Raw genomic sequence first — 23315 nt, 5'->3', positions numbered from 1 at the left:
GGTGCGGGACGCCTGCGGGCGTCCCGCACCGCTCGCTGACCCGGACCACGCACTCGGCCTACCGGTAGAAGACCGCTACACCTCCGTGGTGCGAGCAGGCTCCCTGGTGGTGAGCGGCGTACGAGTACGTACCGTCGTTGCAGAGCGCGGTTGCACCGTTCCCGGCGCTGCTGGAAGCACCCGACGAGTTGGAGCCGCCGCTCCCGGACGACCCGCCCGACGAACTCCCGCCGCTCCCCGAACCCGCGGCCGCGGCATGCGCGGTCACGGTCACCGTCACCTTGACCGTCTTCGTCGCCGTCACCGTAGGCGCCGGCTTCGGCTTGGCGGTCTCCGTGGCCGTAGCCGTCGCGGTGACCGTCGCCGTCGGCTTCACCTTGTCCGCCGCCGGCTTCGCGTCAGTCCCGTTGTTTCTGGCCGTGCCGCCGGCACCGACGCCGAGGAAGAAGGCGAGACCGATCGCGGGCAGCACGTACCGCTTCCGCGCCCACCTCGGGGCCGTGCGTATGGGCGGCTGTGGCGGCATGGCGTACGGGTCACTCATGTGTCCCCCCAGGGTGAGTTGAAGGGAAGACCGTAGCGACAGATGTGATGCCGGTGTGAAGATTCCGTGCAGTAGTCACCTATTCGTGATGCGCTCCGGGGTGGCGCACCGGGCCGGGCCGGCCGTACACCGCCCGCGTTGGGGCGGGCCGCGCGAACCCGTCCGCCCGGGAGGGCAGAACGGCACGCTCACCCTGCTCACCGGCTCCCGGACCCCGGCCGCTCTGCGTCGCCTCGGCGTCAGGCGCCTGAAGGCCTGGCTCCGCAACCGCGGCGTCCACAGATGCCCTCCTGCAGGGTCTACGCACGCCCGCCTCGTGCGCCGGCCAACGCGTGCTGGACTCCTGGCTCGCTTCAACGTTGGGTACGTCACCGATCACGGCCACAGCCTGGCACGCGGCACGGACACTTCCGCAGCGGTTTTGCAGACCATCCCGGAGACGTGCCCTGACCTGCCGTTTCCCGCCCCCGAGGTCATCGCCCCGCACCCGTCGCACCGTGAACGGGGCTGCGACCGGGGTGAAGCCCGGTGCAAGTCGGTTCCCGAGGGGCCCCGCTCATATCCGCTGGACTTTCGTTCGACTCCAAGGCGCGAGATCCTGGCACTCCGACTGTGGACCAGCGAAGAAACGCGGAGTCGTACGCATCTCACGCGTCGCAACACCCACCTCATATTGATGCGGCCTTCAGCGCGACGGGCACCGTCGCGACTCCCCGAAGGAGGTCGAGCAATGGCTTTCCCGTCGTACCGTGACCGCACAAGCGCGGCAGCACCGCCGCGGCTCCCCGGCCGGGCCAGGAACGCACGAAGACTGGGCACGGCCGCCGCCGTGACGGCGACGCTTCTGGCGGGCTGTGGCACGAGCACGCCCAAGGCGGCTCCGCACTCCAGCAGCCCCGGCGTCTCCCCGGCGCCGTCCACCGCGTCTTCCCGTTCCCCCTCGTCATTCAGTCCGGACCTCACCACCACCGCCACCGCGTGCACCAACAGCACGAAGCTGGCCGGGTGGTCGAACCACCGGCTGGCCATGCTGACCGTCGCCGTCCCGGTGTCGGAGGCCTCGGTGTCCGACGCCACCTCCGAGGTGAGCGCCGGTGCGGGCGGTGTGCTGCTGTTCGGCAGCAAGGCACCGTCCGACCTCGGCTCCAGGTTGACCACCCTGAAGACGCATGTACCGGGCCATTTGGGCTTGTTGGTGATGACCGACGAGGAGGGCGGTGGCATCCAGCGCATGGCGAACCTCGTCGGTTCCCTGCCCTGGGCCGCCTACATGGGCACGCACTGGACCCCGGCACAGATCCAGCAGAACGTCACCAAGGTCGCGTCCAAGATGGCGGCCGCCCAGGTGAACATGGACCTCGCACCGGTGGTCGACGTCGACGGCAGGAACGTGGCCCCCAGCAAGACCAACCCCGACGGATGGCGTTCCTTCAGCGGCAATACCTCGGTGGTCTCCAAGGACGGTGTCGCGTACATGAACGGGTTGCGCGCCGGAGGTGTGATACCCGTCGTCAAGCACTTCCCGGGCCTCGGCGGCTCGAGTTACAACTCCGACTTCGGCCCCGCCCACACCCTGCCCTGGTCCACCCTGCAGAAGGTGGCCATCCCGCCGTTCACAGCGGCCATCAAGGCCGGCGCCCCGGCCATCATGGTCTCCAACAACACCGTGCCGGGCCTGGGCACCAATCCGGCGAGCCTGTCCCCCACCGCCATCAGCTCCGAACTGCGCGGCAAGCTCGGCTTCAAGGGGCTCGTGGTCACCGACTCGCTCAGCGCCAAGGCGATCTCCGCAGCCGGCTTCAGCGTGTCCACCGCCGCCGTCCAGGCCCTGCGCTCCGGCGCCGACATGGTCATGTTCGACCTTGGGAGCAACCCCAGCTCCCAAACCTCCTCCATAGCCACGGCAATCACCAATGCGGTGGCCGACGGACACCTCGCCCGCAGCCGCCTCATCGACGCGGCGGGGCACGTCCTGGCCGTCCGACACGTGAATCTCTGCTCCTGAGCACGAAGAGGCTCAACAAAGAAGCCCCCTCTGAGCTGCTTCACAACAGATCAGAGGGGGTCTTCCCCAGTGTGGCGGCGCCAGGATTCGAACCTGGGAAGGCTGAGCCGGCAGATTTACAGTCTGCTCCCTTTGGCCGCTCGGGCACACCGCCGGGTTGGCCACCAGATCGAACCGCTATTCGGCGGTGCCCCCTGGCGACGACGTAAACAATACCCGATACGTGGGGGTGCTTCGCCACCCGATTGATCTCCACCCCTCGGCTCGCGGGATGGCTAGGCTGGTGCGGATGCGGCCCGGCGCAATGCCGGGCCCGGCGGCCGCCGCCGCGCACGCCGGCACGCACCCGATACGCACCCCGATACAAGGAGCCACAGGACATGGCCGACTCCAGTTTCGACATCGTCTCGAAGGTCGAGCGGCAGGAGGTCGACAACGCCCTCAACCAGGCCGCCAAGGAGATCTCGCAGCGCTACGACTTCAAGGGCGTGGGTGCCTCGATCTCGTGGTCCGGGGACAAGATCCTCATGGAGGCGAACTCCGAGGACCGGGTGAAGGCCGTCCTCGACGTCTTCCAGTCCAAGCTGATCAAGCGCGGTATCTCGCTGAAGGCGCTGGACGCGGGCGAGCCCCAGCTGTCCGGCAAGGAGTACAAGATCTTCGCGTCGATCGAGGAGGGCATCTCCCAGGAGAACGCGAAGAAGGTGGCGAAGATCATTCGCGACGAGGGGCCGAAGGGCGTGAAGGCCCAGGTCCAGGGTGACGAACTGCGCGTCTCCTCCAAGAGCCGGGACGACCTGCAGGCCGTGATCGCACTGCTGAAGGGCAAGGACTTCGACTTCGCGCTGCAGTTCGTGAACTACCGCTAGGAACCGGCATCCGCGACAGACGGAAGGGTGGGCGCCCCCGAGCGGTGCCCGCCCTTCCGTGCTGCCGTCGCGCGCGTTCACTGCCTGTTGGCCACATGCTCGTGGCCCCTCGACGAGGGAGACGCCGGCGGACCACCAACCGGTTCCCACGGTCAGTAGGGTGCGGCGCATGACAACGGCCGGCACAGCGCTGCGACGCACCCTCGGAGTGCGGGACGCCGTGGTCGTCGGCCTCGGCTCGATGATCGGGGCCGGTGTGTTCTCGGCCCTGGGGCCGGCCGCGCGCTCGGCCGGTTCGGGGCTGCTGCCCGGGCTGGCGCTCGCGGCGGCGGTGGCCTACTGCAACGCCATGTCCTCGGCCCGGCTGGCGGCTCGTTATCCGGCCTCCGGCGGGACGTACGTGTACGGACGGGAACGGCTGGGCCCCTTCTGGGGTTGTCTCGCGGGCTGGGCCTTCGTGGTCGGCAAGACGGCGTCCTGCGCGGCCATGGCACTCACCGTGGGCGCCTACGTCTGGCCGGGGCAGGCGCACGTGGTGGCGGTGGCGGCCGTGGTCGGCCTCACGGCCGTGAACTACGGCGGGATCCGGAAGTCGGCGCGGCTGACACGCGTGATCGTGGCGGTGGTGCTGGCCGTCCTCGCGGCCGTGGTGGCCGTGTGCCTGGCCTCCGGGCGCGCCGACGCCGGACGGCTGGACATCGGGCTGTCATCGGGCACGGGCGGGGTGCTCCAGGCGGCAGGGCTGCTGTTCTTCGCCTTCGCCGGGTACGCGCGGATCGCGACCCTCGGGGAGGAGGTGCGGGATCCGGCGCGCACGATTCCGCGTGCGATCCCGCTGGCCCTGGGGATCACACTCGTGGTGTACGCGTGCGTGGCCGTCGCGGTGCTCGCCGTCCTCGGCGCGGACGGGCTCGGGCACGCGGCGGCACCGCTGGCCGACGCGGTACGGGCGGCCGGTGCGCCGGGGCTCGTGCCGGTGGTGCGGACCGGGGCGGCGGTGGCGGCGCTCGGCTCACTGCTCGCGCTGATCCTCGGCGTGTCCCGTACGACGCTCGCCATGGCCCGGGACGGGCATCTGCCGGGGACGCTGGCGGCCGTGCACCCGCGTTTCCGGGTGCCGCACCGGGCGGAGCTCGCCGCGGGCGCGGTGGTCGCCGTACTGGCCGCGACGGTCGACGTGCGCGGCGCGATCGGCTTCTCCTCCTTCGGCGTGCTCGCCTACTACGCCGTCGCCAACGCCTCCGCCTGGACCCTGAGTCCGGCCCCGTCGGCGCGTGCGGTGCCCGTGGCGGGCCTGCTGGGCTGCGCCACGCTGGCGTTCGCGCTGCCCGCCGTCTCGGTGTCCGTGGGGGCGGGCGTGCTCGCGGTGGGGGCGGCGGCCTACGGCGTACGGCGGTGGGCTCAGGGACGACGTCCCGAGTGACGCCGTACGGGACCGTCTCCGAACGTTCCCGATCACGCCACAAGGGTGCTGCGGTTCTGCCCGAACGCCTGACGCACTGATACTTGTGGCAGCAGGCATGCCGACGGAGCGACCCGGAGAGGTACCGATCATGAAGGTGTTCAACCTGCTGCTCAACATCCTGTGGCTCGTCTTCTGCGGCCTGTGGATGGCGATCGGTTATCTCATCGCTGCGGTGATCTGCTTCGTCCTCATCGTCACCATCCCGTTCGGCATCGCGTCGCTGCGCATCGCCGGCTTCGTCCTGTGGCCCTTCGGCCGGACGACCGTGGAACGGCCGGACGCGGGCGCGGGATCCTTCATCGGCAACGTGATCTGGGTGATCTTCGCGGGATGGTGGCTGGCGCTGGCCCACCTGATCACGAGCATCCCGCTGTTCCTGTCGATCATCGGGATCCCCTTCGGCTGGGCGAATCTGAAGCTCATCCCGATCTCGCTCATGCCGCTCGGACGTGAGGTGGTTCCGTCGGACCAGGGTTTCGCCGGGCGCTGATCTCATACGCGGGGCGCGGTGTCGCGCGCGGGCGCAATCTCATGCGCCGGGCGCCGGTCACGGCGGAAGCAGCGTGCCCAGCGGCCCCAGGTCGATGTTGAGGTCGGCCAGAGCGAGGCCGGCCGAGCAGCTTGCCCGCGGGGTCCAATACGACTTGGTAGCCGGCCATGACACTGCTCGTGTCCGGCACGCGCTCCAGTTCCACGACTTCGACCACGGCTTCCCAGCCCGCTTCGGTCGGTCTCAGTGCCGAAACCGACTCCGGGGTTCGCCCCAGCAGCTCGGCGAGCTGCTCGATCGCGCTCCGCATGGCGTCGGACGCGGATACGCGCTCCGGTACGGCTTCCGTGCGCGACGGGGGGCATTCACCGGTGGCGGCCCGCCAGCTGTTCCAGCCGGGCGATGCGGTCCGCCATCGGCGGGTGGGTGGAGAACATCCTGCTCAGCCCCTGGCCCGCACGGAACGGGTTGGCGATCATCATGTGGCTGGCGGTCTCGATCCGCGGCTCGGGCGGCAGCGGGAGCTGCTGGGTGCCGACCTCCAGCTTGCGCAGGGCACTGGCGAGGGCCAGCGGGTCGCCGGTGAGCTGGGCGCCGGAGGCGTCCGCCTCGTACTCGCGGGAGCGGCTGACGGCCAGCTGGATGAGGGTGGCGGCGAGCGGGCCGAGGATCATGATCAGGAGCATGCCGAGCAGGCCGGGGCCGTCGTCGTCGTCCGAGCGGCCGACCGGGATCAGCCAGGCGAAGTTCACCAGGAACATGATCACCGAGGCGAGCGCGCCGGCCACCGAGGAGATGAGGATGTCCCGGTTGTAGACGTGGCTGAGCTCATGGCCGATGACGCCCCGCAGTTCGCGCTCGTCCAGCAGGCGCAGGATGCCCTCGGTGCAGCACACGGCCGCGTTGCGCGGGTTGCGGCCCGTGGCGAAGGCGTTGGGGGCCTCCGTCGGTGAGATGTACAGGCGGGGCATGGGCTGGCGGGCCTGCGTGGACAGCTCTCGGACCATGCGGTACAGCGCCGGGGCCTCGAACTCGCTGACCGGCCGGGCGCGCATCGCGCGGAGCGCCAGCTTGTCGCTGTTCCAGTACGCGTACGCGTTCGTGCCGAGGGCCACGAGGACGGCGACGACCAGGCCCGTGCGGCCGAAGAAGCTGCCGATGACGATGATCAGTGCGGACAGTCCCCCGAGGAGTACTGCGGTCCTGAGCCCGTTGTGCCGGCGGTGCACCGTGCGCCCTCCAAGTCGTGCAGCTGGGGAACACTTTGGTCCAGTGGACCCTCCCGTCTGTGACAACGCCAGGCGGCGGCTGCGAGTTCCCTGGTGGGTGCGGCTGCGCACCTGGGCCGTACGGGTGAGGGCACGCGTACGGCCACGCGCGCGTGGAGGTTACGGCTGCCCCACGCGCGCGTGGCCGAGTCCTCAGAACAGTCCGGTGGCCGCGAAACGGAGGACCAGCTGGGGTGCTCCGGACAGGGCGACGCCGAGTACGCCGGTGAGGGCGAGGGCGGCCGTGAGGGGGGCCGGGACACGGTGCCGGGCGGGTTCGCCCTCGGGGGCGCGGAAGAGCAGGGCCGTCCACTGCAGGTAGTAGAAGAGGGCGATCACCACGTTGACGGCCATGACGACGGCGAGCCAGCCGAGGCCCGCGTCCACGGCCGCCGAGAACACGGTGACCTTGGCGAACAGCCCGATCACGCCCGGCGGCAGCCCGGCCAGGCACAGCAGGAAGAACGCCAGCAGGAGCGCGGTGAGCGGGTTGGTGGCGTACAGGCCCCGGTAGTCGCTGATCCGGTTCAGGGCCCGGCTGCGGCCCACCACCGCGGCCACCGCGAACGCGCCGAGGTTCACGGCGCCGTACATCAGCGCATAGGCCACCGTGGAGCCGATCGCCTTCTGCGGGTCCTTGGCGTAGCCGGCGGCGGCGATCGGCACCAGCAGATAGCCGGCCTGGCCGACGGAGGACCAGGCGAGCAGCCGTACGGCGCTGTACGCGCGCGTGGCCTGCTGGCGCAGGGCACCGACGTTGCCGACGGTCATGGTGAGCGCGGCCAGGGCAGCGAGCGCGGGGCCCCAGACGTCGGCGTACGACGGGAACGCGACCACGGTGACGAGGATCAGGCCGGAGAAGCCGACCGCCTTGCCGACGACCGACAGGTAGGCGGCGACGGGCAGCGGTGCGCCGACGTAGGTGTCGGGCACCCAGAAGTGGAAGGGGACCGCGGCCGTCTTGAAGGCGAAGCCGATCAGGGTGAGGACGACACCCGCCTGGGCGAGCGTGTGCAGCTGTCCGGCGACGTGGGGCAGGCGCTGGGCGACCTGGGTGAGATAGAGGGTGCCGGTGGAGGCGTAGACGAAGCTGATGCCCATCAGGCTGACCGCGGTGGCCGTCACCGAGGACAGAAAGAACTTCAGGGCGGCCTCTGAGGACCGCTCGTCGCCGTGCCGGATGCCGACGAGGGCGAAGGCGGGCAGGGAGGCGACCTCCAGGGCGACGATCAGGGTGGCCAGGTCCCGGGAAGCCGGCAGCAGCGCGGCACCGGCCGCCGAGGACAGCAGCAGGAACCAGAACTCGCCCGGTGGGACGCGGCGTTGGTCGTCCCTGAGGTTCGTGACGGACAGCAGGGCTGCGAGGAGCGCGCCGCCGAGGACGAGGAACTGGATGACGAGCGTGAAGTGGTCGGCGGTGTAGCTGCACGCGCGCGTGGCACCGCCGGTCAGGCAGAAGGTGCTGCGGTCTCCGCCGAGGAGGGGCAGCAGCATCAGCACGGCCACGGCCAGTCCGGCGACCGAGACCCAGCCGAGGACGGCCTTGCGGGCCTCGGGCAGGAACAGGTCGGCGACCAGGACGGCCAGTCCCACCGCGGCGGCGATGACCGGCGGGGCGACGGCGAGCCAGTCGACGGACTGGACCAGCGACTCGGCGAGGGGCTGGGCGCTCATCGGGTGCCTCCTGCGAGGAGCTGGTGCACGACCGGGTCGGTCAGGCCGAGCAGCGCCCTCGGCCACAGTCCGGCGACGACGGTGAGGGCGACGAGCGGGGTCCAGGCGGCGAACTCGTAGCCGTGGACGTCGGCGAGCTTCGGGACCTCCTGTTCGACGCCGCCCATGCAGACGCGGCGGACCACGATCAGCAGGTACGCGGCCGTCAGCAGGGTGCCGAACGCGCCGATCGCCATGAAGGTGAGGAAGGCCGGGCGGCTGAGGCCGGCGGCGGGCTCGAACGCGCCGAACAGCGCCAGCATCTCGCCCCAGAACCCGGCGAGCCCGGGCAGGCCGAGCGAGGCGACCGCCCCGAACGCGAGCAGCCCGCCGAGCCGCGGGGCCTTGCCGTACAGGGCGAGGCCGGTCTCCTCGGCGAGGGTGTCCAGGTCGGTCGTGCCCGTACGGTCCTTCAGCGCGCCGACCAGGAAGAAGAGCAGGCCGGTGATGAGGCCGTGGGCGATGTTGGCGAACAGGGCGCCGTTGACGCCGGTCGGGGTCATGGTGGCGATGCCCAGCAGGACGAAGCCCATGTGGCCGACGGAGGAGTAGGCGATCAGCCGCTTGAGGTCGCCCCTGGCGCCCCGCTTGGCCAGGGCCAGGCAGGCCAGGGACCCGTAGATGATCCCGACCACGGCGAACGCGGCGAGGTACGGCGCGAAGGTGTGGAACCCGTGCGGCGCGATCGGCAGCAGGATCCGGACGAACCCGTACGTACCCATCTTGAGCAGGACACCGGCCAGCAGGACCGAGCCGACGGTCGGCGCGGCGGTGTGGGCGTCGGGCAGCCAGCTGTGCAGCGGCCACATCGGTGACTTCACCGCGAGCCCGATCCCGATCGCCAGAACGGCGATGACCTGCACGGACGCGGTCAGCGACCGGCCGTTGTCAGTGGCGAGTGCCACCATGTCGAACGTGCCCGCCTTGATCCCGATCAGGAGCAGGCCCAGCAGCATGACGACGGAGCCGAGCAGCGTGAACAGGATGAACTTCCACGCGGCCCGGGTCCGCCCCTCACCGCCCCAGCGGGCGATGAGGAAGTACATCGGGATGAGCACCATCTCGAACGCGAGGAAGAACAGCAGCAGGTCGAGGACGGCGAAGGTCGCGAGGGTGCCGGACTCGAGCAGGAGCAGCAGCGCGACGAACGCCTTCGGCGAGCCGCCCGCGGGCGGCTTGAAGTAGGAGTACAGCGCGCAGAGGAAGGTCAGCAGCGCGGTCAGGACGACAAGGGGGAGGGAGATGCCGTCGATGCCGAGGTGGATCCGCACGTCGAGCGCGGGGATCCAGCTGATGTCCGTCGTGGCCTGCATCCTCGACGGATGGTCCTGGTCGAAGTCGAGCGCCAGGACGATCGCGGCGATGAGGATCGCACCGGTCACGGTCACACCGTGCCGCAGCACGGCCTGCTCGGGTGACTTCCCCTTCAGTCCGGGCGGGGCCGGGAGGAGGGCTGCGACGGCGCCGAGGAGCGGGCCGACGACGACGAATGCCAGAAGGAACTGCATCACGGACTCGTTGATATCGATCACGCCTGCTCACGCTCCCGTGGCGACGAGGACGACGGCGACCGCCAGGACGACGGTGCCGGCGAGCAGCGCGCTCACATAGGTCTGCACATTGCCGGTCTGCGCCCGCCGTACGGCCGCCCCGAGCAGCCGGGGCAGGGCGGCCGCGCCCTGTACGTAGGTCTCGACGACCTCGCGGTCGAGGAACCGGACGAGACTCGCTCCGGCCTGGACCGGGCGGACGAACAGTGCCGTGTACACGGCGTCCAGGTGGAATCCGGCGGCCGCGGACCGGTGCAGCGGGCCGAGCAGCAGCCGGCCGGGGTCGGCCGGGTCGGGCGCGTAGGCGATGTCCCCGTAGGCCGGCTCGTGGGTGGCGATGGCCTCGGCCTCGACCAGCCCGGCGTCCCCCTCCGGATGGGCGGCGACCGCGCCCAGCGGGACCCGGGCCGCGAGCTGGGTGGTGCGCTGCCAGGCGCCGTAGGTGAGCAGCCCGCCGACCAGGGCGAGGCCCGTGCCGAGGATGGAGGTGAACAGGGTCGGGGTCAGGTCGCGGCCGTCGAACCAGCCGGGCAGCGCGCGGTAGGCGAGCCCGCCGAAGGCGAGGGACGGCACGGCGAGGACCCACAGCACCACGGTCATCGTCAGTGGCTGACGGCCGTGGTCGGGGGCCTCGGCGCCCCGCCCGCGGAAGGCCAGCAGCCACAGCCGGGCCGCGTAGGCGGCGGTGAGGAGGGCGGTGAGCAGACCGGCGACGAGGACGATCCAGCCGGCGGCCCACGGGGCGTGGTCCGAGTGGCCGTCGACCACGTGCTCGGCGGCGCCGAGGACGGACTCCTTGGAGAAGAAGCCGCTGAACGGCGGGATCGCGGCGAGCGCGAGGAGCGCCACGGTCATCGTCCAGTAGGCGTCCGGGACGCGGTCGCGCAGGCCGCGCATGCGGGACATGGCGGCCAGTGAGTTGGTGCCGGCGGCGTGGATGATCACGCCGGCCGCGAGGAACAGCAGCGCCTTGAAGGCGCCGTGGGACAGGAGGTGGAAGACGGCGGCACCGCGGTCGCCGACGGCGAGGGCACCGGTCATGTAGCCGAGCTGGCCGATCGTCGAATAGGCGAGGACGCGCTTGATGTCGTCCTGGGCGAGCGCGGCGAGACCGGAGCCCACCATCGTGACGGCGGCCATGACGGCGAGCACGAGCATCGCGGCCTGGGAGGCCTCGAACACCGGAAGGAGGCGGGCGACGAAGTAGACACCGGCGGCGACCATCGTCGCGGCGTGGATCAGCGCCGAGACGGGCGTCGGGCCGGCCATCGCGTCGGGCAGCCAGGTGTGCAGCGGGAACTGCGCCGACTTGCCCGCGACGCCCGCGAGAAGCAGCAGGGCGACCACCGTCGGATGGTGCAGGTCGCCGCTCGCGACGGCGCCGAGGACGCGCGTGATCTGGAACGAGCCGGCGTCGGTGGCGAGTGCGAACAGGCCGATGAGGAACGGCACGTCGCCGAGCTTGGTGACCAGGAAGGCCTTCAGGGAGGCGGCGCGGGCCTCGGGGGTCTCCCAGTAGTGGCCGACCAGGAAGTAGGAGCAGATGCCCATGACCTCCCAGCCGACCAGCAGCACGATCAGATCGCCGGAGTAGACGACCAGGAGCATCGCGGAGGTGAACAGGGAGACGAGGGCGGCGTACGAGGGGTAGCGCGGGTCGTCGCGCAGATAGCCGGTCGAGTAGATCTGCACGCAGGCCGCGACGAACGCGACCAGGATCGCGACGAGCGCGGCGAAGCCGTCGATGTACAGGGCCAGCTCGATCGGGACCGAGCCGGTGGGCGTCAGTTCGGTGTGCGCGGTGATGGCCTGGTCGCCGCCCTGGCGTGCGGCGACCAGCGCGGCCACGACGAGCGAGGCCAGCGGCGGCAGCACGGCGAGCGGGCGGACGAACCCGGGCGCGGTGCGGCCGAGCAGCAGTCCGGACACGGCGCCGAGGAACGGAAGGAGGGGGACGAGGACGGCGAGGGTGATCGTGGTCACGCGGTGGCCTCAGCCTTCTCGGCCGCGGAGGAGCCCGGTTCCTCGGTGCCGGGGCCCTCGGCGGTGTCGCGGAGCTTGTCGATGTCGGAGGTGCCGCGGTTGCGGTAGACGGCGAGCACGATCGCCAGGCCGATGCCGATCTCGGCGGCGGCGATGGTGATGGTGAACAGGGTCAGCGCCTGCCCGGAGTGCAGGGTGTCCTTCGCGGCCCGGCTGAGCCAGACGTCGAAGGCGACGAGGTTGAGGTTGACGGCGTTGAGCATCAGCTCGACCGACATCAGCACCAGGATCGCGTTGCGGCGGGCGAGGACGCCGTACAGGCCGGTGCAGAACAGGAGGGCGGAGAGTACGGCCGGGTAGGCGAGGTGCATCAGCGGGCGCCTTCCTGCTCGACCGGGTGAATTCCGGAATCCGTGACGGAGGGGGAACTCCCGGTGACACCCCGGGAGTTCACCTGGGGAGGGTTCGACTCCGCCTTCGCCTTGCGGGACAGGACGATCGCGCCGACCAGTGCCGCGAGGAGGAGCACGGACAGGGCCTCGAAGGGCAGCACCCAGTTGCGGAACAGGCTCTCGCCGGTGACCCGGGTGGAGCCGGCGGCCGGGCCGTTCAGGTCGATCCAGGTGGTGCGGAACGCGTCGACGACCACCCAGACCAGGGCGACGGCGGCGGTCACCGCGACGGCCAGGGCGGCCCAGCGGTTGCCGGAGTCGGCGTCCGGGGAGCGGCCGATGGGGGCCTTGGTGAGCATCAGACCGAACAGCAGGAGGACGACGACGGAACCGACGTAGATCAGGACCTGCACCCAGGCGATGAACTCGGCCGTGAGCAGCAGGTACTCCACGGCGAGGCCGCCGAGCGCGACCACCAGCCACAGAGCGGCGTGCACCAGCTGGCGGGTGGTGACGGTGACCAGTGCGGCGCCGAAGGTGACCAGGCCGACCAGGAGGAAGGCGATCTCGACGCCGGACGGGGACAGGAAGCCGGGGTGAGCCGCGGCCAGGTTCACGGTCGGGTTCACGGTCGGGGCGAGGCTCACGACGCGCCCTCCTGCGGCTCCTGCTGATCGGCCTGTGCGGCCGCCAGCTTCTCGGCGGTCTTGCGGGCCGCGGCGATCTCCTTCGGCTCCTCGGCGGCGGGGTCGAGCGCCGGCGGGGCCGGGACGGTCCACATCCACTCGCGGAGCTTGTCCCGCTCGTGGGTGAGGTCACGGATGTCGGTCTCGGCGTACTCGAACTCCGGGGACCAGAACAGCGCGTCGAAAGGACAGACCTCGATGCAGATACCGCAGTACATGCACAGGGAGAAGTCGATGGCGAACCGGTCCAGGACATTGCGGCTGCGCTCGCGGCCGCCGGGGGCGGCCGGCGGGACCGTCTCCTTGTGGGAGTCGATGTAGATGCACCAGTCCGGGCACTCACGGGCGCAGAGCATGCAGACCGTGCAGTTCTCCTCGAACAGGCCGATCACACCGCGGGTGCGAGGCGGCAGTTCGGGCTGGGCGTCCGGGTACTGCTCGGTGACCGTCTTCCTGGTCATCGTGCGGAGGGTGACGGCCAGGCCCTTGGCGAGGCCACTGCCAGGAATGCGGGACCGGGTGGGCGGGGACGGCTCGGCCATGGTCACGAGATCACCACCTTGACGATGCCGGTGAGGGCGATCTGGGCGAGGGAGAGGGGGACGAGGAGGGTCCAGGACAGCTTCTGGAGCTGGTCCTCGCGCAGCCGCGGGTAGGTGACGCGGAGCCAGATGACGAGGAAGGCGAGGATCGCCGTCTTCAGCAGGGTCCACAGCCAGCCCAGGCCGTCGTGGCCCCACGGGCCGTGCCAGCCGCCGAGGAAGAGGACGGTGGTCAGGCCGCACAGGACGACGATCCCGGCGTACTCGGCGAGGAGGAAGAGTGCGAACCGCAGTCCGGTGTACTCGGTGTACGCGCCGAAGATGATCTCCGAGTCGGCGACGGGCATGTCGAACGGCGGGCGCTGCAGCTCGGCGAGGCCGGAGACGAAGAAGACGACCGCGCCGACGATCTGCCAGGGCACCCACCACCAGTGGAAGGCGTGCAGGATGCCGGGCAGGGAGACGGTTCCCGCCGCCATCGCCACCGAGGCGGCGGCGAGCAGCATCGGCAGTTCGTAGGCGAGCAGCTGGGCCGCCGTACGCAGACCGCCGAGCAGGGAGAACTTGTTCGCACTGGCCCAGCCCGCCATGAGCGAGCCGAGCACGCCGACGCCCATCACCGCGAGCACGAAGAACACGCCCGCGTCCAGGACCTGGCCCACGGCGCCCTGGCTCGGGCCGATCGGGATGGCGAGCAGCACGAGGAGGTACGGCAGCAGCGCGACGGCGGGGGCGAGCTGGAAGACGCGGCGGTCGGCGCCGGCCGGGACCACGTCCTCCTTCTGCGCGAACTTCACGCCGTCCGCGATGAGCTGGGCCCAGCCGTGGAAGCCGCCCGCGTACATGGGGCCGAGGCGGCCCTGCATGTGCGCCATCACCTTGTGCTCGGTCTGACCGACGATCAGCGGGAAGGTGAGGAAGACGACGAACACGACCACGAGTCGCAGGGCGACGTCCAACACGCCGTTCACTGCGGGCCTCCTGCGGGGTTGTCGTCGGGGGCGGGATCGGGGCCGGGGTTCGGGTGGGAGTCGTCGGGGGTGGCGGGCTCGTCGCCGGTGACGGGGTCGTCACCGGTGGCGGCGGGCGCTTCGGGGTGCTGCTCGGCCTGCCCGGGTTCCCTAGGGGTCTGCTCGGGCTCCGCCGAGCTGCGCTCCGCAGGCCTCCGCTCGGGCTCCGCAGACGTCTGCTCAGGCTCCGCCGGGACCTGTTCGGGCCCTTCGGACGTCCGCTCCGGCGCCGCCGAGGCCTGTTCGGGCGCTGCGGCGGCCCGTTCCGGCTCCGCCGGCGTCTGTTCGGGTGCCGCCGGTGCCTGTTCGGGCGCGGCCGGTACCCGTTCGGGCTCCTCGAAGGCCGGGCGGGCGTGGTGCCACGGGGCGTCCGAGCTGCGCGGGGCCGTGCTCCGGCGCGCGGGAGGAGCCGCGCTGTCCGGCGCCGCCGGCTCACGGGCTGCCGGTGCCGTCGGCTCATCCGTAGCCGGTGCCGTCGGTTCCGGAGTCCGAGGTCGCTGTGAGGCCGAGCCGTCCGAGGCGCTGCGGGCGCGGCGCGGACGGGTCGGGGCGGGGCCGGGCTCGTGGGCCACGGAGGCCTCGGCGGCCGGGCCTTCCGCCGCCCCGGCACGGGTCGCGTCGCCCCCGGCAGCGCTCTGCTCGGACTCGGCCGCCTCCTGAGCCGCGCGGGTCTGACTCACCGAGCCCTCGCCCGCGCTCCGCATCCGCCGCGGCCGGGCACCGGCAGCACCGGCAGCCCCACCGGCCCCAGAAGGTGCAGCAGCCTCGGAGCCGGCCCCGGCAGCCTCGCCCGTCTGGCTCGCCGAGCCCTCTGCCGCCGTGCGGGTTCGCCGTACCGGACGGTCCCCGGCCGCGCCCGCTCGAGCTGCTGGGCGTTCGCCCGGCGCCCGGCCCGCGCCGCGTGCCGGGCGGGCCGGGGCAGGGGGCAGCTGGCCCTTCAGGGGGCCCCACTCGTTGGGGTCGGGCACGCCCGGGGGGAGCATCTGGCGGCGCTTCGGGCCGCCGTGCTCGGATTCGCCGGGCTCCTTGGCGCCGGGCCAGGCCTTGGCGACACGCGCGGCGAGGACGAAGTCCTTGCGGAGCGGGTGGCCCTCGAAGGTCTCCGGGAGGAGCAGGTGCTCCAGCCCCGGGTGGCCCTCGAACACCACGCCGAACATCTCGTGGGTCTCGCGCTCGTGCCAGGCGGCGCCCGCGTAGACGCCGACGGCGGAGGGCAGCGTCGGCGCCTCGTGCGGGACGGTCGTACGGACGAGGAGGCGGCGGACCGGGCCCAGGGCGACGACGTGGGCGGAGACGCGGAAACCCGTGCCCGGTTCGTCGACCGCGCTCAGCCAGTCGAAGTAGGTGCAGCCCAGGGTCGTACGGGCCGTCTCCAGGGCGGTGAGCCAGGAGGACGGCGGTACGTCCACGGTCAGGAGGTCGTAGGACTCCTCGGCCGTGGCGTCCGTACCGAAGAGGTCCCCGACCGGGGCGGGCAGCCAGCCGACGGTGCTCATCGGGCGTCCCCCTCACCGGCGGGGGCGGGCGGCTTCACCAGGTCGCTGGTCAGGGCGGCAGCGGACGGGCGGGAGTGGCCGTACCGCTCCCCCAGCGACTCTCGGGCGATCTTCTCCTGGAGCTTGAGGATGCCCTGGAGCAGCGCCTCGGGGCGCGGCGGGCAGCCGGGGACGTACACGTCCACCGGGATGATCTGGTCGACGCCCTTGGTGACGGAGTAGGAGTCCCAGTAGGGGCCGCCGCAGTTGGAGCAGGCGCCGAAGGAGATGACGTACTTGGGTTCCGGCATCTGCTCGTACAAACGCTTGACGGCCGGGGCCATCTTGTCCGTGACCGTGCCCGACACCACCATCAGGTCGGCCTGGCGGGGCCCGGGTGCGAAGGGGATCACGCCGAGGCGGATGAAGTCGTGGCGGGCCATCGACGCGGCGATGAACTCGATCGCGCAGCAGGCGAGGCCGAAGTTGAAGACCCAGAGCGAGTAGCGGCGGCCCCAGTTCAGGACCACCTTCATCGGCTCCGGGGCCAGGCGGGCCAGAGCGCCGAGCCGCTTGGGCTCCGGCAGGTACACGGGCTCCGGGTTCACGTCCATGCCAGGACGCCCTTCTTGTATGCGTACAGCAGGCCCACGGCGAGGAAGCCGAGGAAGACGAACATCTCCACGAGCGTCGTCGCACCGTAGCCGGGGGCGGCGAAGACCGTCGCCCAGGGGAACAGGAAGATCGAGTCGACTGCGAAGATCACGTAGAGGAAGGCGTAGACGTAGTAGCGGACCTGGGTGTGGGCCCAGCCCTCGCCGACGGGGTCGACGCCGCACTCGTAGGTCAGGAGTTTCTCCGGGGTCGGCACGACCGGGCGCAGCAGACGGCCCGCGCCGAAGGCGACCGCGACGAACAGCACGCCGACGAGGGCGAGCAGGCCCACCACCGAGTAGGACCGGAAGTAGCCGGCCGCGATGACGTTCCCCGCGGCGGCCGTCGAGTCCCCCAACGTCTCCCGCACCGTCCGTCCCTCGCTCCCTGACCGTGTGACCTGAGTGAATTCCGTGATCCCGCATGTTCGAGGATCCGTACGGACGGGAGTCTAGGCCCTGATAAAGAGCCGGTAAGCAGCCAGTCACGCCATGAGACAGATGGAGGAGACGGGCGAGGCGTGCGGGGTGGGGTTTTCCCCCGTCGGCGGAGGGCGGCGTACCGCATGGCGCGGAGGGCGCCGGGCACGGCAGGCTGACCGGTATGACCGCTACCAGCTCCGCCGCCGGCCGGGCCGACGGCACCGACCGTCTGCCGCCGATCCGGCCGACGTACGACGCGCACACGTGGAAGGAGATCCTGTATCTCCTGCTGAACCTGCCGGTGGCGGTGTTCGGCTTCGTCTACGCGATCACCGTGCTGTTCGTCGGCGGGAGCCTGACGATCACTGTCGTCGGTCTTCCGCTGCTCGCGCTCAGTCTGCTGGGCGCACGGCAGCTGGGGAAGCTGGAGCGGGCCCGCGCGCGGTGGCTGCTCGGGGTGCGGGTCGAGGAGCCGACTCCGCTGCCGTTCGCGAAGGGCGGCGGGCCGACGCAACGGCTGTGGCTGGCGCTGAAGGACCCGGTGGGCTGGCGGAACCTGCTGTACGACGTCATCCGGCTGCCCTGGGGCGTCCTCACCTTCTGCACCGTGCTGGCCTCGCTGTTCGTGCTGTGGCCGGTGCTGCCGTACCTGGCGCGGGGCCTGGCGAACGTGGACCGCTTCATGGTGCGCGGGCTGCTGTCGCCCTCGGACGAACTGGAGCGCCGTATCGCCGAGCTGGAGTCGGACCGCGGGGTGGTGGTCGACACGGCCGCCGCCGATCTGCGGCGCATCGAGCGGGACCTGCACGACGGGGCCCAGGCACGGCTGGTCAACCTGGCCATGGGGCTCGGTCTGGCCAAGGAGAAGCTGCTGGAGGATCCCGACTCGGCGGCGGCGATGGTGGAGGAGGCGCACGGCGAGGTGAAGCTGGCCCTGCAGGAGCTGCGCGACCTCGCCCGCGGCATCCATCCGGCCGTACTGACCGACCGGGGCCTGGACGCGGCCCTGTCCTCGGTCGCCACCCGCTGCACGGTCCCGGTGAAGGTGACCGTGGACCTCCCGGACCGCCCGGCGCCCGCCATCGAGGGCATCGCCTACTTCACGGTCTCCGAACTGCTGCAGAACATCAGCAAGCACAGCCGGGCCGGCTCCGCATCGGTCGACGTGTGGCGCGCGGAGGACCGGCTGCTCATCCAGGTCCGGGACGACGGCCGGGGCGGCGCCCGCCTCGAGGGCGGCACCGGCATGCGCGGCCTCGCGGACCGGCTGGGCGCGGTGGACGGCCTGTTCGTACTGGACTCCCCTGCGGGCGGCCCGACGGTGGTCACAGCCGAGCTGCCTTGGCGGGACCGGACGGAGTAGAGCCGCGGGGAACTGCGCGACCAGCCACAACGGACCCGCACCGAACCGACGGCAGAACCCCTGCGGCTGTCCGCGACCGACGGCACCAGGAAACCACCGGCACCGAAAACAACACGGCCCACCCGCCGGAGGCCATGGTGGGGAAAACCCCCGCCCCAGGACGCCGACGACCTCCATGGCTCGCGAACCCCCGGCGCACGACTCTGGGAACACGGCTGAACCGCCGCTCACACGACGAGAACGGGACGAGATCGATGGCCATGGAGTACGGACACGGATACGGGCGGGAGGACGAGCGGACCCGCACCGGCCATCGGCTGCCCCCCGCGCTGCGGGCGCCGTTCGAGGCGCGCAGCTGGCGCGAGTTCGGCTATGTCCTGCTGAGCCTGCCGATCTCGATAGTGCTGTTCACCTGGACGGTGACCATGACGTCGCTCGGCGCCGGCCTGCTGGTGACCTTCCTCGGCGTCCCGGTGCTCGCGGCGGCGCTCGCCGGCTGCCGTGGCTTCGGCGCGCTGGAGCGGGCGCGGGCGCGCGGGCTGCTGCGGCTGGAGGTGGCCGAGCCGGAGCCGCTGCGGATGCGCAAGCCGGGCGTGTCGGCCTGGATGGGCGCAGTGCTCAAGAGCGGCACCTCCTGGCGGAACCTGCTGTACGCGCTGGTGCAGTTGCCGTGGGCGGTGTTCTCGTTCGCGGTGGCGGTGAGTCTGTGGACGACGGGCTGGACGCTGCTGACCTACCCGCTGTGGTTCTGGGTCTTCCCGGCGTACGCCGGCCAGGGCGGCATCCAGCTGTACGGCGACGAGCACCACAGCGTCTATCTCGACAACCCCTTCGAGATCACCGTGACCGCGCTGGTCGGGCTGCTGTTCACGCTGGCCACGCCGTGGATCGTCCGGGCCCTGACGATGGTGAACGGGCTGCTGGTACGGAGCCTGCTGGGGCCGTCGCCGCTGTCGGCGCGGGTGGTGGAGCTGGAGTCGGACCGCGGGGTGGTGGTCGACACGGCCGCCGCCGATCTGCGGCGCATCGAGCGGGACCTGCACGACGGGGCCCAGGCACGGCTGGTCAGCCTGGCCATGGACCTGGGACTGGCGAAGGAGAAGCTCCGGGAGGATCCGCGGGCGGCGGCGCGGATGGTGGACGAGGCGCACGGCGAGGTGAAGACGGCGTTGCAGGAGCTGCGCGACCTCGCCCGCGGCATCCATCCGGCCGTACTGACCGACCGGGGCCTGGACGCGGCCCTGTCCTCGGTCGCCTCCCGCTGCACGGTGCCGGTGCGGGTGGAGGTCGATCTGCCGGCCCGCCCGGCGCCGGCCATCGAGGGCATCGCCTACTTCACGGTCTCCGAGCTGCTGCAGAACATCAGCAAGCACAGCCGGGCCCGCTCCGCCTCGGTCGACGTGTGGCGCGCGGAGAACCGGCTGATGCTGCAGGTCACCGATGACGGCGTCGGCGGCGCGGACGCCTCCCGCGGCTCGGGCCTGGCCGGTCTCGCCGGCCGCCTGGACGCCGTGGACGGGGTCCTCGTGGTGGAGTCCCCGGCAGGCGGCCCCACCGTGGTGATCGCGGAACTGCCCTGGCGAAGCTGACGCGAGGGCCTGAACCGTCGAGGTTCCACCGATCGGCCACCGACCCGCGACCCGCTGCGCAGAAGATTCCCGAGCCCACCGAGCGGCGGGTGCCGGATGCTGGAATGCTGGACCCTCGTACGCTCGAGTGCTGCACCTCCGTACGGACGCTGTCCTCGGAGGGGGGTTCGGGATCGGGATCGGGCTTGGGGGCCGGGAGATCGTGGAGGACAGGGTGCGGGTGGTCATCGCCGAGGACTCAGTGCTGCTCAGGGAGGGCCTGACCCGGCTGCTGACCGACCGCGGGCACGATGTCGTGGCCGGCGTCGGGGACGCGGAGGCCCTGGTGAAGACCATCGCCGACCTGGACGCACAGGGCGAGCTGCCCGACGTCGTGGTGGCGGACGTACGGATGCCGCCGACGCACACCGACGAGGGCGTCCGGGCGGCCGTACGGCTGCGGAAGGCGCATCCGGGGCTCGGCGTGCTGGTGCTGTCGCAGTACGTGGAGGAGCGCTACGCCACCGAACTGCTGGCCGGTTCCAGCCGGGGCGTGGGCTATCTGCTCAAGGACCGGGTCGCCGAGGTGCGCGAGTTCGTGGACGCGGTGGTACGGGTGGCCGAGGGCGGTACGGCGCTGGACCCCGAGGTGGTCGCGCAGCTGCTCGGCCGCAGCCGCAAGCAGGACGTGCTGGCGGGGCTGACCCCGCGGGAGCGCGAGGTGCTGGGGCTGATGGCGGAGGGGCGCACGAACTCGGCGATCGCCCGGCAGCTGGTGGTCAGCGACGGGGCCGTGGAGAAGCACGTCAGCAACATCTTCCTGAAGCTCGGGCTGGCGCCGAGCGACGGGGACCACCGGCGTGTTCTGGCCGTGCTGACCTATCTGAACTCCTGACCGAAGGACACTGTGCCGGCAGGGTGTCAGTCGGTCCGCCTCCCTGGGAACCGGATAGCCCCAGGTGGAAGGCCTGAGGAGACGACCGGGGAAGGACACCCTGACACGGCAGCGCCACGCCGACTCGAAAGCGCCACAGGCCGACTCGATGTCGTCCAATCTGCGGATGGCCTCGGGAAGGCGACCCTAACCGACGTAGGGTTGATCCTGGGATGGTCCGTGGGACGACCGCGCCCCGGACAGCCGCCTCGAAGGAGGTCCAGTTCAGTGACCAGCCAGGTCAGCAGCCAGGCGGAGCAGGCCGACGGAGCCGTCGTCGGAGAACAGCGCAAACCGGGCGGCGCCAAGGACGTGCGGCGCCTGAACCGGGTGATCATCCGGTTCGCGGGGGACTCGGGTGACGGTATGCAGCTCACGGGTGACCGGTTCACCTCGGAGACGGCGTCGTTCGGCAACGACCTGTCGACCCTGCCGAACTTCCCCGCCGAGATCCGCGCTCCCGCCGGCACGCTGCCGGGGGTGTCGTCGTTCCAGCTGCACTTCGCCGACCACGACATCCTCACCCCGGGGGATGCGCCGAACGTGCTGGTGGCGATGAACCCGGCCGCGTTGAAGGCGAACATTGGGGATCTGCCGCGCGGGGCGGAGATCATCGTGAACACGGACGAGTTCACCAAGCGTGCGCTGCAGAAGGTCGGCTACGACGTCTCCCCGCTGGAGGACGGCTCACTCGACGGCTACAGCCTGCATCCGGTGCCGCTGACCACTTTGACGGTGGAGGCGCTGAAGGAGTTCGACCTCTCCCGCAAGGAGGCCGAGCGCAGCAAGAACATGTTCGCGCTGGGTCTTTTGTCGTGGATGTACCACCGGCCGACCGAGGGCACGGAGAGGTTCCTGAGGTCGAAGTTCGCGAAGAAGCCCGAGATCATGAAGGCGAACATCGCGGCGTTCAGGGCGGGCTGGAACTTCGGGGAGACGACGGAGGACTTCGCGGTCTCCTACGAGGTCGCCCCGGCGGCCGCCGCGTTCCCGACCGGCACCTACCGCAACATCTCCGGCAACCTCGCCCTGGCCTACGGCCTGATCACGGCCTCGCAGCAGGCGGACCTGCCGCTGTTCCTGGGCTCGTATCCGATCACTCCGGCCTCGGACATCCTGCACGAGTTGTCCCGGCACAAGAACTTCGGGGTGCGCACCTTCCAGGCGGAGGACGAGATCGCGGGGATCGGCGCGGCTTTGGGGGCGGCGTTCGGTGGCTCGCTCGCGGTGACGACGACTTCCGGGCCGGGGGTTGCGCTCAAGAGCGAGACGATCGGGCTGGCGGTGTCGCTGGAGTTGCCGCTGCTGGTGGTGGACATCCAGCGCGGTGGCCCCTCCACCGGTCTGCCGACGAAGACGGAGCAGGCGGATCTGCTGCAGGCGATGTTCGGGCGTAACGGTGAGGCGCCGGTGCCGATCGTCGCGCCGAGGACGCCGGCGGACTGCTTCGAGGCGGCGTTGGAGGCGGCGAGGATCGCGCTGACCTACCGCACCCCGGTGATGCTGCTCTCCGACGGGTATCTGGCCAACGGTTCCGAGCCGTGGCGGATCCCGGACCTGGAGGAACTGCCCGATCTGCGGGTGCAGTTCGCCTCCGGCCCCAACCACACCCTGGCGGACGGCAGCGAGGTGTTCTGGCCCTACAAGCGGGATCCCAAGACGTTGGCGCGGCCGTGGGCGGTGCCGGGGACGCCGGGTCTGGAGCACCGCATCGGCGGCATCGAGAAGCAGGACGGCACCGGGAACATCTCCTACGACCCGGCCAACCACGACTTCATGGTCCGCACCCGCCAGGCCAAGATCGACAACATCGCGGTGCCGGACATCGAGGTCGACGACCCCACCGGCGGCGCGAAGACCCTGGTCCTCGGGTGGGGCTCGACGTACGGGCCGATCACGGCGGCGGTCCGCAGGCTGCGCGCGGCCGGCGAGTCCATCGCCCAGGCCCACCTGCGCCACCTCAACCCCTTCCCGGCCAACCTCGGCGAGGCGCTGAAGCGGTACGACAAGGTGGTGATCCCCGAGATGAACCTCGGGCAGCTCGCCACCCTGATCCGGGCGAAGTACCTGGTCGACGCCCACTCCTACAACCAGGTCAACGGCATGCCGTTCAAGGCGGAACAGCTCGCCAAGGCGCTGAAGGAGGCCATCGATGACTGACGCCGGCAACGGACTGCTGCAACTGGTCCCCAAGGCCGAGGCCAAGCAGTCGATGAAGGACTTCAAGTCGGACCAGGAGGTGCGCTGGTGCCCGGGCTGCGGTGACTACGCGATCCTGGCCGCCGTTCAGGGCTTCATGCCGGAGCTGGGGCTGGCGAAGGAGAACATCGTCTTCGTCTCCGGCATCGGCTGCTCCTCCCGCTTCCCGTACTACATGAACAC

The 23315-nt window shown here is 71.1% G+C and carries 20 protein-coding genes, 1 tRNA gene and 3 pseudogenes; 10 read left to right on the top strand and 14 right to left on the bottom strand.

Going from position 1 to position 23315, the window contains the following annotated elements:
- Window positions 1-58 precede the first annotated feature (58 nt).
- Window positions 59-124 (bottom strand): annotated as a pseudogene (locus ACWDEN_RS36360) (DUF3761 domain-containing protein); the annotation flags it as partial.
- 13 nt (window positions 125-137) lie between these two features.
- On the opposite strand from ACWDEN_RS36360, the gene ACWDEN_RS36355 reads away from it, so the two are divergent.
- Window positions 138-566 (top strand): hypothetical protein, encoded by a 429-nt coding sequence (locus ACWDEN_RS36355; protein WP_450862259.1) that lies wholly within the window; start codon window positions 138-140, stop codon window positions 564-566.
- 807 nt (window positions 567-1373) lie between these two features.
- A complete protein-coding gene (locus ACWDEN_RS36350) occupies window positions 1374-2549 on the top strand; it encodes a glycoside hydrolase family 3 N-terminal domain-containing protein (protein WP_450862197.1) in 1176 nt (391 codons plus the stop codon).
- A 72-nt stretch (window positions 2550-2621) separates the two neighbouring features.
- Here the strand turns inward: ACWDEN_RS36350 and ACWDEN_RS36345 are convergent.
- Window positions 2622-2703 (bottom strand) — tRNA-Tyr (locus ACWDEN_RS36345).
- A 226-nt stretch (window positions 2704-2929) separates the two neighbouring features.
- Here ACWDEN_RS36345 and ACWDEN_RS36340 point away from each other — a divergent pair.
- The 3 genes from ACWDEN_RS36340 (at window position 2930) to ACWDEN_RS36330 (ending at window position 5373) form a co-directional block, all read left to right on the top strand.
- The gene (locus tag ACWDEN_RS36340; protein ID WP_019756392.1) at window positions 2930-3418 is read left to right on the top strand and encodes a YajQ family cyclic di-GMP-binding protein; all 489 of its coding nucleotides are present in this window, start codon (window positions 2930-2932) and stop codon (window positions 3416-3418) included.
- A gap of 169 nt (window positions 3419-3587) precedes the next feature.
- Window positions 3588-4841 (top strand): APC family permease, encoded by a 1254-nt coding sequence (locus ACWDEN_RS36335; RefSeq protein ID WP_450862195.1) that lies wholly within the window; start codon window positions 3588-3590, stop codon window positions 4839-4841.
- Between the two features lie 130 nt (window positions 4842-4971).
- Complete coding sequence (locus tag ACWDEN_RS36330; protein ID WP_351612190.1) at window positions 4972-5373, top strand: YccF domain-containing protein; 402 nt, start codon at window positions 4972-4974, stop codon at window positions 5371-5373.
- Here ACWDEN_RS36330 and gvpO read toward each other — a convergent pair.
- The 12 genes and pseudogenes from gvpO to ACWDEN_RS36270 all read right to left on the bottom strand — a co-directional run.
- Window positions 5318-5710 (bottom strand): annotated as a pseudogene (gene gvpO / locus ACWDEN_RS36325) (gas vesicle protein GvpO); the annotation flags it as partial. The gene ACWDEN_RS36330 and the pseudogene gvpO overlap by 56 nt on opposite strands.
- 28 nt (window positions 5711-5738) lie before the next feature.
- Window positions 5739-6602 (bottom strand): zinc metalloprotease HtpX, encoded by an 864-nt coding sequence (gene htpX, locus ACWDEN_RS36320; RefSeq protein ID WP_450862193.1) that lies wholly within the window; start codon window positions 6600-6602, stop codon window positions 5739-5741.
- A gap of 192 nt (window positions 6603-6794) precedes the next feature.
- Window positions 6795-8315 carry an NADH-quinone oxidoreductase subunit N gene (locus ACWDEN_RS36315; protein WP_450862191.1) on the bottom strand — a complete coding sequence of 507 codons (1521 nt, stop codon included), beginning with the start codon at window positions 8313-8315 and terminating at the stop codon, window positions 6795-6797.
- Entirely contained in the window at window positions 8312-9886 is a 1575-nt protein-coding gene (locus ACWDEN_RS36310; RefSeq protein ID WP_450862189.1) for an NADH-quinone oxidoreductase subunit M, read from the bottom strand. Before ACWDEN_RS36310 ends, ACWDEN_RS36315 begins: the two co-directional genes overlap by 4 nt.
- A gap of 6 nt (window positions 9887-9892) precedes the next feature.
- Window positions 9893-11887: an NADH-quinone oxidoreductase subunit 5 family protein gene (locus ACWDEN_RS36305; RefSeq protein WP_450862187.1), complete on the bottom strand. Its 1995-nt coding sequence runs from the start codon at window positions 11885-11887 to the stop codon at window positions 9893-9895.
- Window positions 11884-12258 carry an NADH-quinone oxidoreductase subunit NuoK gene (nuoK, locus tag ACWDEN_RS36300; protein WP_351612202.1) on the bottom strand — a complete coding sequence of 125 codons (375 nt, stop codon included), beginning with the start codon at window positions 12256-12258 and terminating at the stop codon, window positions 11884-11886. Before nuoK ends, ACWDEN_RS36305 begins: the two co-directional genes overlap by 4 nt.
- Window positions 12258-12926, bottom strand: a complete 669-nt coding sequence (locus ACWDEN_RS36295) for an NADH-quinone oxidoreductase subunit J family protein (RefSeq protein ID WP_351612203.1) — start codon at window positions 12924-12926, stop codon at window positions 12258-12260. The genes nuoK and ACWDEN_RS36295 overlap by 1 nt, the downstream gene beginning before the upstream one ends.
- Entirely contained in the window at window positions 12923-13507 is a 585-nt protein-coding gene (locus tag ACWDEN_RS36290) for a NuoI/complex I 23 kDa subunit family protein (protein WP_351612263.1), read from the bottom strand. The genes ACWDEN_RS36295 and ACWDEN_RS36290 overlap by 4 nt, the downstream gene beginning before the upstream one ends.
- 2 nt (window positions 13508-13509) lie before the next feature.
- Window positions 13510-14478: a complex I subunit 1/NuoH family protein gene (locus ACWDEN_RS36285; protein ID WP_351612205.1), complete on the bottom strand. Its 969-nt coding sequence runs from the start codon at window positions 14476-14478 to the stop codon at window positions 13510-13512.
- Entirely contained in the window at window positions 14475-16013 is a 1539-nt protein-coding gene (locus ACWDEN_RS36280; protein WP_450862184.1) for an NADH-quinone oxidoreductase subunit C, read from the bottom strand. Before ACWDEN_RS36280 ends, ACWDEN_RS36285 begins: the two co-directional genes overlap by 4 nt.
- Window positions 16010-16606: an NADH-quinone oxidoreductase subunit B gene (locus ACWDEN_RS36275; RefSeq protein ID WP_351623296.1), complete on the bottom strand. Its 597-nt coding sequence runs from the start codon at window positions 16604-16606 to the stop codon at window positions 16010-16012. Before ACWDEN_RS36275 ends, ACWDEN_RS36280 begins: the two co-directional genes overlap by 4 nt.
- Window positions 16597-17016: an NADH-quinone oxidoreductase subunit A gene (locus tag ACWDEN_RS36270; RefSeq protein WP_351623298.1), complete on the bottom strand. Its 420-nt coding sequence runs from the start codon at window positions 17014-17016 to the stop codon at window positions 16597-16599. The genes ACWDEN_RS36275 and ACWDEN_RS36270 overlap by 10 nt, the downstream gene beginning before the upstream one ends.
- Window positions 17017-17249: 233 nt before the next feature.
- On the opposite strand from ACWDEN_RS36270, the gene ACWDEN_RS36265 reads away from it, so the two are divergent.
- The 5 genes and pseudogenes from ACWDEN_RS36265 to ACWDEN_RS36245 all read left to right on the top strand — a co-directional run.
- Complete coding sequence (locus ACWDEN_RS36265; protein ID WP_351623300.1) at window positions 17250-18431, top strand: sensor histidine kinase; 1182 nt, start codon at window positions 17250-17252, stop codon at window positions 18429-18431.
- Between the two features lie 254 nt (window positions 18432-18685).
- Window positions 18686-20020: a sensor histidine kinase gene (locus tag ACWDEN_RS36260; protein WP_351623302.1), complete on the top strand. Its 1335-nt coding sequence runs from the start codon at window positions 18686-18688 to the stop codon at window positions 20018-20020.
- A gap of 214 nt (window positions 20021-20234) precedes the next feature.
- The gene (locus tag ACWDEN_RS36255; RefSeq protein ID WP_308280789.1) at window positions 20235-20894 is read left to right on the top strand and encodes a response regulator transcription factor; all 660 of its coding nucleotides are present in this window, start codon (window positions 20235-20237) and stop codon (window positions 20892-20894) included.
- Between the two features lie 267 nt (window positions 20895-21161).
- A complete protein-coding gene (locus ACWDEN_RS36250) occupies window positions 21162-23093 on the top strand; it encodes a 2-oxoacid:acceptor oxidoreductase subunit alpha (RefSeq protein WP_450862182.1) in 1932 nt (643 codons plus the stop codon).
- Window positions 23086-23315 (top strand): annotated as a pseudogene (locus tag ACWDEN_RS36245) (2-oxoacid:ferredoxin oxidoreductase subunit beta); the annotation flags it as partial. The gene ACWDEN_RS36250 and the pseudogene ACWDEN_RS36245, both read left to right, overlap by 8 nt.

Source organism: Streptomyces sp. NPDC001153, from assembly GCF_053598315.1.
Note: the sequence above shows the minus strand (reverse complement) of the source record. Positions and strands in the feature narration are given on the sequence as shown.